The organism is Arthrobacter psychrolactophilus, from assembly GCF_003219795.1.
GTDB lineage: Bacteria > Actinomycetota > Actinomycetes > Actinomycetales > Micrococcaceae > Specibacter > Specibacter psychrolactophilus.
Genome location: NZ_QJVC01000017.1, coordinates 60,749 through 75,188 on the forward strand (window position 1 = coordinate 60,749; position 14,440 = coordinate 75,188).

Below are 14,440 nucleotides of genomic sequence, written 5' to 3' on the forward strand. Positions count from 1 at the left end.
AGCCCCTACAGTCCAGTAGCTGCCACAACCATGACATTTGGCACTTCTTCCATGCTCAGGCGTCGAGCAGACTAGAGACATGAACATTCAAAGCCCTGCGCTGACACTCGATGCGGTCCGCAAGACCTTTCATACAGCCAATGGCCCCCTTGAAGCCGTGGCAGGCATCAATCTGAGCGTGGGCACGGGAGAGATTGTTGCCTTTCTTGGACCCAACGGGGCAGGAAAAACTACCACGATTGACATGATGCTGGGCTTGACGGCGCCGAGTTCGGGCACCGTACGAGTCTTTGGCAAGAGCCCTCGCACCGCGGTTGCCGACGGCGACATCTCTGCGGTATTGCAAACCGGCGGGTTGTTACGCGACCTTACAGTCCAGGAAACAGTCACAGCAATTGCGGCTCTCCACGACGCCAAGGATCGCATCGACTCCGTCATGGAGCGGACAGATATCACCGCGCTGGCAAAACGAAAGGTCTCCAAGTGCTCCGGAGGTGAGCAACAGCGACTCAAATTCGCCCTCGCCCTGCTTCCTGATCCACGGCTGCTGATCCTCGATGAGCCTACGGCGGGCATGGATGTCTCGGCCCGGCACGCGTTTTGGGAGACCATGCGCCAGGACGCGCTCGAGGGACGCACTGTTTTATTTGCCACGCACTATCTCGAAGAGGCTCAGGACTTTGCCGAACGGACCGTGCTCATCGGCGCCGGACGAGTCCTTGCCGACGGCCCCACGACGAAGCTGCGTGATCTGACCGGGGCCCGGGTGGTCAGCGCGACGCTGCCCACCGGCGCGATCACGGCATTGGCCGTGGCCGCTCTTGAAGCACTCGAGCAGGTTAGTTCCGTGAGACTCGCGGGACAACGCATCACCGTGACCGGGCCCAATTCTGATGCGGCGGCTCGTCTGCTGCTCGGTGAACTTGCCGCCAGCGATCTGGAGATCACCGCACCAACTCTCGATGCGGCGTTCATGGAATTGACGGGAGCCAAGGCATGAACCTGACGTATGTACGCATCGAATTGTTTCGGCAATGCCGCGACGTGGGAAATTTGATGTTCACGATTGTCATGCCCGCTGTCATGTACCTCTTGTTTGGCAATATGTTTGGCGGCGGAGGCGAAAGTGCTGGCAACGGCAACGTGAAGTTTTACATCATGGCGTCCATGGCAGCTTACGGAGCCGCGGTTGCCACGACGGCGATTGCCGGCAGCGCCGCGACCGAATCTATTCTGGGCTGGGGACGGCAAATCGCGCTGACACCCATGAAGCCCAGCGGCTTTATTGGCGCAAAAGTATGTGTCGCCTTGATCGTGGGCGCCGTGTCGGCCGCAGCGGTGTTTACCATGGGTGCGGCCACCGGCGCCGTGGCCGACAGCTGGCGGATCTGGCTCGGGAGCTACCTCATCGCGGTCTTTGGCGCGGCCATCTTCGCTCTCTACGGCATGGGCGTGGGGATGAGTTTTAAGTCCGAATCGGCGCTGGGTGTTGCCAGCGGCGGCATGGTCTTCTTTGCCTTCTTCGGAAATGTCTTCCTGCCCTTGAGCGGGACTATGCTGGACATCGCCCGGTTCACCCCCATGTATGGATATACGGGTTTGGTGCGCTGGCCCTTATTGGAAGGACAAGGCGCCGCGTCCGGTGGTCCCGTGGATTCCATCTGGCTGTTGGTGGCTAATCTGGTCATCTGGGCACTTCTGTTCGCAACACTGGCTTTATGGGCACTGCGCCGCTCGCGGGCTCGTCGGTGACCACAACGACGGCGACGCAGGCGGGACGGGGCCGGGAGCCGGATACCTTTTGGGATGACTATGGCTATCTGCTGGCCGCCTTCTGGGTAATCTTCCTGATCTTTCCTGCGCTATCGATTGCGAACTCGAGCCTAGCCTTGGGCCTTTCCCTCCTGGGGTACGGGCTGATTGGCTGCTTCGCTGTCATCTATCTCCTCGCCTTTTACAGATTTCGGGACAGGCTCGGCGCACACTATGCCGGGAATCCCGGGGCATGGCTTCCTTTCCTTCTGCTGTTGGGTGTGGCCCTTGCCGGGATTCCTCTCTTGGGTGCCAACACCGTCTCCTACGGGCCGTTCATCATCAGCTATGCCGCCTATCTTCTGTCTCGGCGGGCCATGTGGTGGATCACCGCGCTCACGCTGGTGCTGTCGGTGTACGTGGCACTAGCCAGCGGGCAACTGGAGAGCTCTATTTTCCTGCTCGGCATGCTGCTGGTGCTCGCCATCATCAATCCCCTGAATACCATGCTGATTAGGCACGGTTCCGCCGAGGCAAAGCTCCGGGTGGAAAACCTCATGCTCATGGAGCAGGAGCGCATGGCCAGGGATGTTCATGACGCGTTGGGGCACTCGCTCACCGCCGTGGGGCTCAAGGCACAATTGGCCGAACGGCTACTGGATACGGACCTCGCAGCCGCCCGAGCCGAACTTCAACACATCAACGCCCTGACCATCGAGGCCATGGATTCCATCCGAGCCACGGTCGGCGGGTTGCGCCGCACCACCTTGGCCCAGGAACTCCTCTCGGCACGTGCCGTTCTCGATGACGCCGGCGTGACCGCGGTAGTGCGCGGCGACGCGGCGATCGTCGACCCGCCCCGTTCTGCTGCACTTTCCTGGATTCTGCGCGAGGCCGTCACCAATGTGCTGCGGCATGCCCACGCCACTACGTGTTGGATCAGCATCGAAGAGCGGAGCATGAGCATCGAGGACGACGGCGATTCCCTCACCGGGAGCCACGAGGGGCACGGCATCCGCGGCATGCGCGAACGTGCCCGCCTCACCGCGGCACGGATTGTGATCACCGAATCGGTCCATGGCGGAACACGAGTGGCCCTCTCATGGTGAGCCCCGAACAAACTCCCCCACCGAAGAAAACCATCCGGGTGCTCCTCGCCGATGACCAGGCGCTCGTGCGTGGAGCCCTCGCGGCCTTGCTGAATCTGGAAGCAGATATCGAGGTCGTGGCGCAGGCCAGTGATGGCAGCAATATTGTTGACCTCGCTCGAGAGCATCGCGTGCAGGTAGCCTTGCTCGATATTCAAATGCCGCGGGTCGATGGATTGGTGGCCGCAGCCATGCTGCGAGAGAACGTCCCCGACTGCAAGGTGCTGATGGTGACGACCTTCGATCGCCCCGGATATCTGCGAGCGGCCTACGACGCTGGTGCCAGCGCCTTCCTCGTCAAGGACACCCCTTCCTCGGAGTTGGCTGCGGCCGTACGACGAGTGCATTCCGAGACACACACCGTGGATCCCTCGTTTTCGACACAGTCGCTACAGCATGGACCAAATCCCTTGACGGAACGGGAGCGGGAGATCCTCTCCCTTGCCCAGTCGGGGGCTCCCGTGGCGCAGATTGCGGTGGCGGTTTTTCTCAGCGTTGGCACGGTACGGAACCATCTTTCCAGCGCGATCGGCAAGACCGGAGCGGCTAACCGAATCGAGGCCGCACGGATGGCCCATGACCAAGGTTGGATCTAGCGCCGAGGCAAGACGGTCTACTTGACGAAGGCCCAGCTGGCGATACTTTGCCAGGGGCCAATGGCCAGCGGCGAATACTCCACCCCAGTCGCGTGCGATCCGCTGGCACTGAGCACAGTGCGTTGGAACAATGGCAGCCCGTAGCCTGCCTCCACGACGAGCTGATCGATCTGCATCTTGAGCGCATTTTGCTTGGCGGTGTCCGGCTCGGTGGCCAATTGTTCGGTCAGCTGATCTACGACGGTGTTGGAGAAGTTATTGAGATTAGAGATCCCGCCGGTGCGGAAGATCTGCGGCACCTGAACGGACCCCGTGGGGTTGCTGGTCCAGCCATAGAGGGCCACGTCAAAGGCGCCATCTTTGAGCGCGGAGAGCCAGCTGTCGGCGTCCTTACCGGCATCCGTGACAACAAACCCGGCCTCCGCCGCGGCCGCGGCGACCAAGGAATACTCTAGAACCCGGTCAGGATCACTCCGGTTGTACAAAATACGGACCGTGGGCTTGGCGCCATCGAGCAGTTCCTTGGCCTTGTTCGGGGCCGGGGATGCGGTGCTGTCCACAACAGGCGCCGTGTAGCTGGCGATGCGGTTGCTCTGCGTGGATTCCTTATACGGGACCTGGGAGGGACGGAACACGAAGGAGTTCAGGACGGTGGCGTTGGGATCCAGCGGCTTGGCCACTTGCTGCACAATGTCATCGCGCGGCACAGTGTGCAAGAAGGCCGTGCGCAGCTCCGGGTTGGCTAGCACTCCCTTGAAGTTCAAAACCAACTGATCAAAGCCCAGCCCCTGTCCCTGCTGGAGGGCCACGCCATCCGTTTCCAGGGCAGAAAGTTTGCTCAGATGATCTGCCGTCACGGTGGGCGAGATGATGTCGGCGGTCGTGGCGGCCAACGCGGCGATTTGCTGCTCAGGATCACTTTCATAGTGCACCGTGACGGTGTCGAGCGTGGGTTTTTGACCCCACGTGTAATCAAGGTTGCGGGTCAGTACGAGTTCCTTATCCGCTGCGATGTCCTTGACCAGGTACGGACCATTGGAGAGGGCCAGGGTGGGATCTGGCATGCCCGTACTGTCGAAGCCCGTGTTCCAGAAGTCCGCGACCTTGCGCAGGGTCGGGTTGACTGCAACGGGCTTGGCCGGATCTCCCTTATCTACGCTGCCTAAAAGTTCTGTTAGCGCTTTAGCGTCCTTGAGTCCGGCACGCACGGCCACGATATGGGCCGGAACGCTCACGGTCGAGCCCAGCGCGGTCTCCCAATCTGAGAACGCGGTGGTGTACGTCAGGGTCAGCGAGGTCCTGTCATCGCTGACAACAGGGAGCTTGGTGTGCGCCAGGCCCGAGTGATCGCCTGCAGTATGGAAATACGCTGTTCCGGTTTTGACGGCAAAGTTCGCATCGAGGGTCGCGTCGTTGAAGTACCCGGATGCTGCCGCCCATTCCAGCAGCAGATCATCGGCCGTCACGGGCGCCCCGTCAGACCACTGCACACCGCTATTGATGGTGTATTTGATGGTCAGGGGATCATCCTTGACCTTCTCGTATTTACCGAAGCTCTCATTCTTGACGATGTTCAGGGACTGATCCACGGAGTTAAACCCGGAATGGGTGGCCGAGGCAATGCGTGCGTTCGTCACGCTGGTGCCGGTCACGCTCGTGGGATTAAAGGAGGTGAAGGGCGTGCCCTCGAGCACCGTGAGGTTTCCGCCGTCGAACGCTGTGGGTGTTGGAGTGGTTTCGACCGGGGCCGGTGGCGTCGACGTGCACGCCGCCAGGGACAGGGCCAATGCTGCGGCCGCGGCCACTACTTTAGAAATGCCTCCGAGCCGCATTTCACCTCCAGGTTCTTCGCTTCAATAGGATCATCCGGGACGCTGGGGCATTCGCCCGTCCCGGGAACAAGACTGCTTGCTAGAGTACCGCAGCAGCTTGGGCGTTGCCTGTACCAAGGCTTCAGTAGCCGGCGGTGCCATCCAGAGATTCTCGCAGCAGATCCACATGCCCCAGATGACGAGCGTATTCCTCGATCATGTGCGTGTACACCCACCGCAGATTCAACTGCTGGCCACGCCGGAGTCCGGGCAGCGGGGCATCGAGGTCGGTGACGGCCGCCGCCAAGACCCGTACCTGCATCAGTTCCTCGTCGTAGGCCGCCACGTCGGCGAGCGCGGTGGCCTCGCTATAACCGTGGAAGTCGGCGTCGGGATCCGTAGCCTTGTAGCGGGCCTCCTGTGAGCTGCCGGCCACGACATTTGAAAACCAGTACCGTTCCACGTCGCTGAGGTGGCGCACAATCCCCACCACCGTCAAGGTCGACGGCGGAACCGCTTCCCTGCACAGCTGTTCCGCCGTGAGCCCACCCACCTTGAGCGGCAGCGTGCAGCGATATAGTTCCAGCCAGGCCTCCAGTGACTCCCGATCTCCCGCCATGAAGGGTGGATCGGTGCGAGTATCGAGCAGCTCGGGTGTGCGTTTTATGAGGGGATCCATAGCCTAACCCTTCCATAGGGGCGGCCTCGCCCACCGCTATTGTGCGGCTGTTTCTCGCGCGAGCTCTAGTCAAGGCCTTCTTGTGGCGGCAGAATGGCGGCATGACATTTCGTATCGAGAACATCTCCATTGATTCCACGTCCCCGTTTGAAACCGCGCAGTTCTGGGCGGAGGCATTGGGCTGGAGGATTGCTGAAGACGGCGACGATGATGAAATTGCGGTGCAACCCGCTCCCGGAAGTCCGGAATTTGGGGTCCTTCCGGACATCTTGTTTCTGCGCGTCCCGGAGTCCAAGGCCATCAAAAACCGTCTACATCTTGATTTGCGCCCAGCAGATCAAGATGTAGAGGTGGCACGGCTAGAATCTCTCGGTGCTACCCGGGTTGATATCGGCCAAGGCAGTGGGGTCACATGGGTCGTCATGGCAGATCCGGAAGGCAACGAATTCTGTATTTTGCGGGCCCTGACGGACGCTGAACAGCGTGCCGTGTAGTAGCCAAGACTGAGATCCTAGGCACGAATCCCCGCCTTAACATCAATTTACTGTCCTGAGGCAAGTATTATTGATGTATGAAAGTAAAGACATATTCACACCTGATGGCCGCCGGACGTATTGGCGGGATGGAAACACCCAACCGCATTGTTCTGCCGGCCATGGACATGAACGTCTCGGAGCACGGCGAGATCGAGCAGACCGAGATTGATCACTACGTGGCGCGCGCCGCCGGCGGGGCGGGCCTGATCATCACGGGTGCGTGCGCCATCGCCTTCCCGTTTGGCGCAGCCTCCATGAAGGAGCCAGGCCTCTCAGAGGACAGGTTCATCCCAGGACTGAAGGCTCTCGCGGACGCAATCCACGCAACCGGATCCAAACTGTGCATCCAGTCCACACACCACGGCAAGGTTGCCCGTGTGGACACCGCCAACGACAGGCCCGTGCTTGCACCCAACAAGCCCGACTACAGCTACAACATGTCAGCGTTGGCCGACAGCACCCCGGATGAGCTGCGTCGCATGGGTGCAGCGACCGCCGGGAAGCAGGCAACATTCAAGGAGATGACTACCGATGACATTTCCGGGCTCATCTCCGACTGGGCGGACGCCGCCGAGCGCATTGCCAAGGCTGACTGTGACGCCATCGAGATCCACGTAGCGCATGGCTACATCCTCGGAGTGTTCCTGAATCAGCGAGACAACAAGCGCACCGACGAATACGGCGGCCCGCTGGCCAACCGGGCACGACTGGCCTGCGAGGTCATCGCTGCCGTCAAGGAGCGGGTCGGCGACAAACTGGCGATTCTGGTGCGCGTCTCCGGCGAGGAGTACGGCCAGGAAGGCGGGCTCAGCCTCGAGGAGGCCATCGAAGCCTCCCAGCTGTTCGAGCAGGCCGGCGCCGACGCCATCCATGTGACCGGATGGGGACGTAACCCGTTCGATAACTTCACCGACGGCCCACTGCCGAGCAAGGTCGGCGCCTACCTGGAGAACGCCGCAGAGATCAAGAAGCACGTGGGCATCCCGGTGATTGCCGTGGGACGCATGCTCCCGGACATCTCTGAGAAGGCCATCGCCGAAGGCATGATCGACTTCGCTGCCATGGGCCGCCAGCTGCTCGCGGACCCGGAGTTGCCGAACAAGCTCCGCGAGGGCAAGGCCGATCAGGTGCGTCCCTGCATCAACTGCTACCTGTGCGTTGCCGAGAACTTCTTCGATGACACCCCGTTCTGCGCCGTCAACCCGGCTCTGGGTAACGAGGCACTGCTCCCCCTGAAGCCGGCCTCTGCCTCCAAGCACATTGTGGTGGTCGGTGCCGGTCCCGCCGGTTTGGAGAGCGCCCGAGTCCTGACCGAACGTGGCCACCGCGTCACCGTGCTCGACAAGTCCGACCGTCTGGGCGGCACCATGTGGTTCTCCACCATGACCACCCCTGACAACGAGCGCCTGCTGCGCTGGTTCAAGGCAGAGATCAAGCGTCTGCGTATCTCGGTCAAGTTGAATACGCCGGCCACCGTCGAGACGATCCGGGCCCTGAATGCCGACCATGTCATTGTGGCCACCGGCGCCGTCCGCCCCAAGCCGGACTTCCCCGGCGGCGATCTGCCGAACGTGCAGACCGGCGATACGCTTCGCGCCATGATGCTCGGTACGGCCACCGCGCAGGAGGCTGGCTTTGTCCTGAGTAACCTCGGCAAAATGGGGCGCCTCTCCGGGCTGACCAAGAGCCCGGAGTTCGTCCGTCAGTTCACGAAGTATTGGCTGCCCATGGGCAAGAACGTGGTGGTCATTGGCGGCTCGCTCGTTGGTCTGGAGCTTGCTGAGTTCCTTGCCGAGCGCGGACGCAACGTCACGCTCCTGCACGAGAAGCAGCAGCTGGGACTGCCCTTGGCCATGCCCCGTCGTTGGACGGCCGTGAAGGACTCGCTGGACCACGGTGTAAAGATTCACCGCAACGTCAAGATCAACCGCATCACAGCCAAGACGGTCGAGTGGAGCGAGGGTGAGGAGAGCTTCTCCGCCCCCGCTGCCATGGTGGTCTACGCTGACGGCACCACGGCGGCTGCTCCCCTCGCGGAAAAGCTCAAGGACGCTGGCATCAGCCATGACGTGATTGGTGACGCCGGTGCCGTGAATTACATTCACGGTGCCATTCACTCCTCCTGGAACGTGGTCACCGAGTTGTAACTCGTCAGCTTGAAGTTTTAACCCACAAAGCCCGACGGCGACATCCAAGATGGGTGCCGCCGTCGGGCTTTGCTCTTTAGTGGCTTGCGCTATTGATGGCGGGGCGCAGCTTCTGGACCAGCAACATGATTCCGACGACGATCAGGCCGATCAGGAGCCCGGCCACGGCCGACATCAGGGTGCCGCCGAACCAGGTCAGCACAGCCCCGAGCGGTTCGATGGCATGCTCCACGCTGTGCAGCAGATCGAGGGGCCAGTGCCAGCCGACCTCGCCAATGTTGAGGATGGCCAGGTGCCCACCAACCCAGAGCATCGCAACGGTGCCGATGATGCTGATGATGCGGAAAACCGTGGGCATGGAGCGCACAATGCCCGCACCGAATTTGCGTGTTCCGGTGTTGCCGCTGGACTCCATTTTGATACCGACATCGTCGAGCTTGACCAGTAGCGCAACTGCGCCATAAACCAGCGCCGTCATGACCAGGGCAATCACGGCAAGGGCGCCCAGTCGCATCCAGAAACCCATCTCCGGGTCAAGGTTGGACAGTGAGATGAGCATGATCTCGGTGGAGAGAATCAGGTCCGTGCGCACGGCACCGGCCACGAGGGCCTTCTCATCTCGGCCGCCCTCATCCTTGTGAGCGTGCACATGGCCAAACCACTCGGTCACCTTTTCGGCACCCTCGAAGCACAGGTACACGCCGCCAACAATGAGCAGGTACGGCAGCACCCATGGCGCAAACGCCGTCAGGAGCAGCGCCAACGGAATAATGATGGCGAATTTGTTGATGAGCGAGCCGCGCGCGATCCTGGCCACGACAGGTAGTTCGCGGGCGGGCGTCAGGCCCGCCACGTACTGCGGCGTGACGGCGGCGTCGTCAATCACCACGCCAGCCGATTTGGCAGACGCCTTTAAGGCAGCGGTCAAGATGTCATCAACGATGGCAAGCAAGCCAACGGACATGGTGCACTCCTTGGGATTGTGGCACAAAAAAACTCGGCAGAAACATCCTATGCGCTGTGGCAGCAAGTAATGTTCCGACGCTTTAAGTTCCTCACGTCTGCACCCGCACCTAGGATGAGGAACAGTTGCCGCCTTTGCCAGAAAGTAGCCCATGCCTCTCCCCTCTCAGCCCCTTCGCAAACTCGGATTCCTTACGATTGGCCTTTTTGATCCGGCCAATCCGGCGGCGGGCCATGAATCGACCCTGCAGGTCATCGAGTTGGGCGAGCAGCTAGGATTCAACAGCGCCTGGCTCCGGCACCGACATCTGCAATTTGGCATCTCCTCCCCCATCGCCGTGATGGCTGCCGCGAGCCAGCGCACCTCCCGGATCAGTCTGGGCACGGCCGTGACTCCCATGGGGTGGGAAAACCCCGTGCGTCTGGCCGAGGATCTGGCCACCGTGGATCTGCTCTCCGGGGGACGCATCAACCCGGGTGTGAGCGTGGGCGAACCCATGCATTTCGACACCGTCAAGCACGAGCTCTACCCCGATTCCGCAGACCAGGAAGACTTTAGTTACGCCCGTGTTGAGCGCTTGGCCCGTCTGATTGCCGGTGATCCTGTCCGGGAGTTCTCCGGCAAGCAGGGCGTTGTTGAAGAGTTCTCCAACCGTGTCGAACCACACGCGGCCGGGCTGCGCGAGCGGCTTTGGTATGGGGCGGCGAGCCAGAAATCGGCCATCTGGGCCGGCGCGCATGGCTTCAATCTGCTCACAAGCAGCGTGATTTTCCCCGAAGAAGGTCAGGAACCGTCCTTTGCCGCTATTCAGCAGGCCCAGATTCGGGCTTTCCGTGAGGCTGCCGCAACGTCCGGAGCACGGGGCACCGCACGCGTGTCCCAGGGTCTCGTGGTGATCCCCACCGATTCGGCGTCAGCGGCGCAGCGCGAAAAGTACCAGCGCTATGTCGACGAGCGCACCCCACGAACGCTGACGCCGCAAGGGTCGCGTCGCATGCTCTTTGCCCAGGATCTCATTGGCACGAGCGATGAAATCGCCGAGCAGCTGTACGCACACGCGGGATTCCAGGAGGTCGACGAGGTGGCGTTTGCCTTGCCGTTCAGCTTTGACCACGAGGACTACGTTCAAATTCTGAGCGATATTGCCACCAAACTCGGCCCGGCGCTGGGCTGGAGCCCGGCTAACTAGTCACTGGCTGCAGGCTCTTCACGATGGTTTGCAAGCCTTGTTCCCCGGCCTTGGTGGGCAGCAAGGCATAGACATGAATCTGTCCGGCGCCCTCGTGCCACGCGACAGAGACTCCAGCGGCCTGCGCCTTGGCACGTAGGAGCTGGGCATCCGGGTTCAAGATATCGCGCGTGCCCGTGAGAATAGTCAGCGGTCCCAGCCCGGAGAGCTCGCCGAACAGCGGGCTCACCACGGGATCTTCCAACGAGTCCTCACCACGCCAGGCCTCCGCGAGGACTCGTCCACCTGGCCGCGCCAGCCACGGGTCACTGGGTGCGATGACGTCGATTCCCGGGTTGCTCCAACTCAGATCCAAGGCGGGCGAGAGCAGCGTCATGCCCGGAAGGACAATGCCTTGTTCCCGCAGCGCCAGCGCTGCCGAGAGCGCGATCTGACCACCCGCTGAGTCTCCGGCCAAGCGCACGTGATGGCCAGCGTCGAGCTCTACTTGAATCAGCGCAACGACGCCATCGTGTACCTCACGCGCGGTGCTAAACGGCACGAGCGGATAGATGGGGACCACCACGCGCTGTCTGGTCTCGCGCGCCACCCGAGCCGTCAGCTGCCAGTGCTGGACTCTGATCTCGTTGACCCAGGCCCCGCCATGGACGTAGATGACCACAGAACCCTGGTTTCGGGCGGTGTTCTCCGCTGCCACGTCGTAGACGGGCCAGCCCAGCGGCGTGGGGACCCGCCGCGTGACGCTGACACCCTCCAGCCGCGATGGCGGACCGTAGGGTTCCGGTCGCAAGAAACGCTCGGCAATACGTTGCTGCGCACCTGCCTCGCTCACGAAGGCTCGATTGGCTCGAGTCGCTTTCAGGAACAGCGGAATCAACGATTGGGGAACGGGAACAGGCATGGGGTCCTCTCGGATGGTCGACTCCACGGTTCGCTTAGAATACAGCCCTGATCGCTGAAGGAGCCTGTCCAATCCGTGTAAGCTTCTTTGAGCCCTCACCGGCGCGTACCTGATGAAAGAGGATGCAGTGAAAATCACCATTATTGGCGGCTCGCAAGGAACCGGAGCACAACTGGCGACCTTGGCCCACTCGGCAGGGCACGACGTCACAGTGCTCTCGCGCAGTGGCAGAGGCGAGAATGGTGTTCGTTCCTTGGCTGGCGATGCGAGCGATCCCGTCGTGGCAGCCGAGGCAGTCACGGGGGCAGACGCCGTCGTTATTACCGTAGGTGCGGCGAAGGGCGTCCATCACCAGCGTGCGGCCGTGACGCGGGCCGTCGTCGCGGCCATGGAATCGGCGGGTGTCAGCCGGCTCGTGGTGCAATCTTCGCTGGGTGCCGGTAACTCTGCCTCGCAGCTGCCCACGGTCCTACGCTTCATCACCATGTTGGTGCTGGCGAAGCCTTTGGCAGATCACAATGAGCAAGAATCCGCCGTCATGAACTCGAAACTGGATTGGACCGTGCTGCGTCCCACCGGGCTCACAAACAAGACACCCACGGGCAAGTGGCATGCCGTGGAGGTAGGCGATGCAACGAAGCTGGGAGGGACAATTCCCCGTGGCGACCTGGCCGCGTGCATGCTGGAATCTCTTGAGGATGACACCACGATCGGCAAGGCTTTAGGCGTCAGTAGCCGTTAACTCATACTTTCGAACACCATTGTGGCTTGAATTCGGTCGCCTCCACCAAATCCTTTACTACCCGATGCTGCCGTCGTGATGGTGTGGAGCCGATATCCGAGCGCGGCTTGCTTGTTGATGACATGTTCGAGTTCGGTGAGATTCCCGGAGCCGGTTCCCCAGAGCTTTTCCTTCAAGATCACTTGTAGAACCACATAGCTCATACCAGCGGGAGCCGGCCGTGGCTGGCTCCCGGCGACGGCTTCTGCCTCAATCCGGCCCACCAACCCGCTCAGTCCACCTACTGGAGGCTTTGGAGCTTGAACTTGCTCGGTCCATTTCGCTCCGTCCCACCAACGCGAATTGCCTGAGCCATCGTCGTACCAACCTGCTTGCGTATCAGTTGCCATGTTATGCCTTCCATCGGTGGGACTGACTTCGAACAATGGCACAACATTCTCGGTTAACCTACGAAATTCAGCACAACAGCACCTTCTGGCCCAAAAAGCTCCACATTGCTACAGAATCCCGCAATATTCGGCAGGTAGGGTATGAGCAAGCCGCAAATGTTGACGAAGGAGCAGGCCTTGCATAGTCTCATCGAACCGGATCTCGAGGACGTCTACAAAGACTTTCATATTCACCCAGAACTGAGCTTTGCCGAGCACCGTACAGCCGGAATCGTCGCGCAACGTCTCCGCGCGAACGGATACAACGTCACCGAGGGAGTAGGCCGCACCGGAGTTGTCGGTGTACTTGACCGCGGAGAATCCCCCATCGTCATGCTGCGAGCAGACATGGATGGGCTGCCCATCACCGAGGCCACCGGACTCGACTACGCCAGCACAACAACCGGTGAGCTCAATGGCAAGCAGGTAGATGTCATGCACGGCTGCGGCCACGATATGCACACCACGGCTCTCCTGGGCGCTGCCGCAGCTCTAGCCGCCGATGACAGCTGGCGAGGTCGTCTGGTCTTAGTCTTCCAGCCCGCAGAAGAGGTGGGCGCTGGTGCACGGGCCATGATTGCCGACGGTCTCTTCGAGCGTTTTGGTGTCCCCCGCGTGGTACTCGGCCAGCATGTAGCGCCCCTCCCCGCCGGTGTCATCGGGATGAGGGAGGGGCCGTGTTTCGCGGCCGCAGATTCTCTCAAGATCACCATTCACGGCAAGGGCGGGCACGGATCGAAGCCAGAGACGACTGTCGATCCGATTGTCCTTGCATCTGCTATCGTCACAAGGCTGCAGACCGTGGTGTCCCGCGAAATTTCCGCGACAGAATCGGCCGTCGTAACGGTCGGGTCCTTCCATGCAGGAGATAAGGAAAACATCATCTCGGACCGTGCCGAGTTGGCACTGAGTATCCGTTCATTTGAAGCTGAGGTACGTGCCCGCGTTTTGGCTGCCATCGAACGGATCGTGCGAGGCGAGGCGGCCACGTCTGGCGCTCCCCGGGAACCCGAGATTGAGATGATGTACAGTTTTCCTGCCGTTGTTAACGATGCAGCAGCCATCGAGAGTCTGCGCGTAGCCTTCACAGAGGAACTTCCAGAGGTGGTACTCCTCGATCCGGGGCTCATCACGGGCAGTGAAGACGTGGGGATCCTGGCAGAGACTGCCGGCGCACCCTGTGCGTTCTGGATTCTCGGTGGCGCAGACCCTGCCTCCTTCGAGGGCGCAATGGACGAAGCAGACATGGCTCGTGTGGTCGTTGGCCTTCCCTCGAACCTTCCGCCGTTCTACGCCCCAGTTATTAATCCCACACTGCAGCTCGGCGTCAATGCCCTGCACACCGCGGCCAGAACGTGGCTGGATTCAGCTTCCTAGTCTGGAAGGCTGCGCTCCTTAAACAGATACGGCCTCTGGGCGAAGGTTTTCTTCGTCCGGAGGCTGTCTTGTTGGTTTTTGGGTGTTAAATGAAGGGAGGCCCCGCACCTGGTGGTGTGGGGCCTCGACCTTGTTACGTGTTGTCCGGCGGTGTCCTACTCTCCCACATC

Annotated in this window: 14 protein-coding genes; 9 read left to right on the forward strand and 5 right to left on the reverse strand. The window is 61.2% G+C overall.

Annotation, left to right across the window (positions count from 1 at the left end):
• Positions 1-79: 79 nt before the first annotated feature.
• The 4 genes from CVS30_RS13965 to CVS30_RS13980 are packed head-to-tail and all read left to right on the forward strand — an operon-like array spanning position 80 to position 3,496.
• Positions 80-1,000 carry an ABC transporter ATP-binding protein gene (locus CVS30_RS13965; RefSeq protein ID WP_110485937.1) on the forward strand — a complete coding sequence of 307 codons (921 nt, stop codon included), beginning with the start codon at positions 80-82 and terminating at the stop codon, positions 998-1,000.
• Entirely contained in the window at positions 997-1,752 is a 756-nt protein-coding gene (locus CVS30_RS13970) for an ABC transporter permease (protein WP_110485939.1), read from the forward strand. The genes CVS30_RS13965 and CVS30_RS13970 overlap by 4 nt, the downstream gene beginning before the upstream one ends.
• On the forward strand, positions 1,719-2,861 hold the full coding sequence (locus CVS30_RS13975; RefSeq protein WP_110485941.1) for a sensor histidine kinase: 1,143 nt from the start codon (positions 1,719-1,721) through the stop codon (positions 2,859-2,861). The genes CVS30_RS13970 and CVS30_RS13975 overlap by 34 nt, the downstream gene beginning before the upstream one ends.
• Entirely contained in the window at positions 2,855-3,496 is a 642-nt protein-coding gene (locus CVS30_RS13980; RefSeq protein WP_110485943.1) for a response regulator transcription factor, read from the forward strand. The genes CVS30_RS13975 and CVS30_RS13980 overlap by 7 nt, the downstream gene beginning before the upstream one ends.
• A 17-nt stretch (positions 3,497-3,513) precedes the next feature.
• Here the strand turns inward: CVS30_RS13980 and CVS30_RS13985 are convergent, their stop codons facing one another.
• Both CVS30_RS13985 and CVS30_RS13990 read right to left on the reverse strand, forming a co-directional pair.
• On the reverse strand, positions 3,514-5,328 hold the full coding sequence (locus CVS30_RS13985) for an ABC transporter substrate-binding protein (RefSeq protein ID WP_110485945.1): 1,815 nt from the start codon (positions 5,326-5,328) through the stop codon (positions 3,514-3,516).
• Between the two features lie 121 nt (positions 5,329-5,449).
• Positions 5,450-5,986 carry a DinB family protein gene (locus tag CVS30_RS13990; protein WP_110485947.1) on the reverse strand — a complete coding sequence of 179 codons (537 nt, stop codon included), beginning with the start codon at positions 5,984-5,986 and terminating at the stop codon, positions 5,450-5,452.
• 101 nt (positions 5,987-6,087) lie between these two features.
• Between CVS30_RS13990 and CVS30_RS13995 the strand changes: the two genes are divergently transcribed.
• Positions 6,088-6,480, forward strand: coding sequence for a VOC family protein (locus CVS30_RS13995; RefSeq protein ID WP_110485990.1), 393 nt, complete (start codon positions 6,088-6,090; stop codon positions 6,478-6,480).
• A 77-nt stretch (positions 6,481-6,557) separates the two neighbouring features.
• Positions 6,558-8,669 (forward strand): FAD-dependent oxidoreductase, encoded by a 2,112-nt coding sequence (locus CVS30_RS14000; RefSeq protein WP_110485949.1) that lies wholly within the window; start codon positions 6,558-6,560, stop codon positions 8,667-8,669.
• Between the two features lie 76 nt (positions 8,670-8,745).
• Here CVS30_RS14000 and CVS30_RS14005 read toward each other — a convergent pair whose 3' ends face one another.
• Positions 8,746-9,633 (reverse strand): DUF808 domain-containing protein, encoded by an 888-nt coding sequence (locus CVS30_RS14005; protein ID WP_110485951.1) that lies wholly within the window; start codon positions 9,631-9,633, stop codon positions 8,746-8,748.
• A gap of 151 nt (positions 9,634-9,784) precedes the next feature.
• On the opposite strand from CVS30_RS14005, the gene CVS30_RS14010 reads away from it, so the two are divergent.
• Positions 9,785-10,822, forward strand: coding sequence for an LLM class flavin-dependent oxidoreductase (locus CVS30_RS14010; RefSeq protein ID WP_110485953.1), 1,038 nt, complete (start codon positions 9,785-9,787; stop codon positions 10,820-10,822).
• Here CVS30_RS14010 and CVS30_RS14015 read toward each other — a convergent pair.
• The gene (locus tag CVS30_RS14015) at positions 10,815-11,723 is read right to left on the reverse strand and encodes an alpha/beta hydrolase fold domain-containing protein (protein WP_110485955.1); all 909 of its coding nucleotides are present in this window, start codon (positions 11,721-11,723) and stop codon (positions 10,815-10,817) included. The genes CVS30_RS14010 and CVS30_RS14015 overlap by 8 nt on opposite strands.
• A 127-nt stretch (positions 11,724-11,850) precedes the next feature.
• Here CVS30_RS14015 and CVS30_RS14020 point away from each other — a divergent pair, with 127 nt between their 5' ends.
• The gene (locus CVS30_RS14020; RefSeq protein ID WP_181419810.1) at positions 11,851-12,465 is read left to right on the forward strand and encodes an NAD(P)-dependent oxidoreductase; all 615 of its coding nucleotides are present in this window, start codon (positions 11,851-11,853) and stop codon (positions 12,463-12,465) included.
• On the opposite strand, the gene CVS30_RS14025 is transcribed toward CVS30_RS14020, so the two are convergent.
• Complete coding sequence (locus CVS30_RS14025) at positions 12,462-12,854, reverse strand: DUF2510 domain-containing protein (protein ID WP_110485959.1); 393 nt, start codon at positions 12,852-12,854, stop codon at positions 12,462-12,464. The two genes, CVS30_RS14020 and CVS30_RS14025, sit on opposite strands and share 4 nt — an antisense overlap.
• Positions 12,855-12,995: 141 nt before the next feature.
• Here CVS30_RS14025 and CVS30_RS14030 point away from each other — a divergent pair, with 141 nt between their 5' ends.
• Positions 12,996-14,270: an amidohydrolase gene (locus tag CVS30_RS14030; protein ID WP_245934610.1), complete on the forward strand. Its 1,275-nt coding sequence runs from the start codon at positions 12,996-12,998 to the stop codon at positions 14,268-14,270.
• Positions 14,271-14,440: the final 170 nt, after the last annotated feature.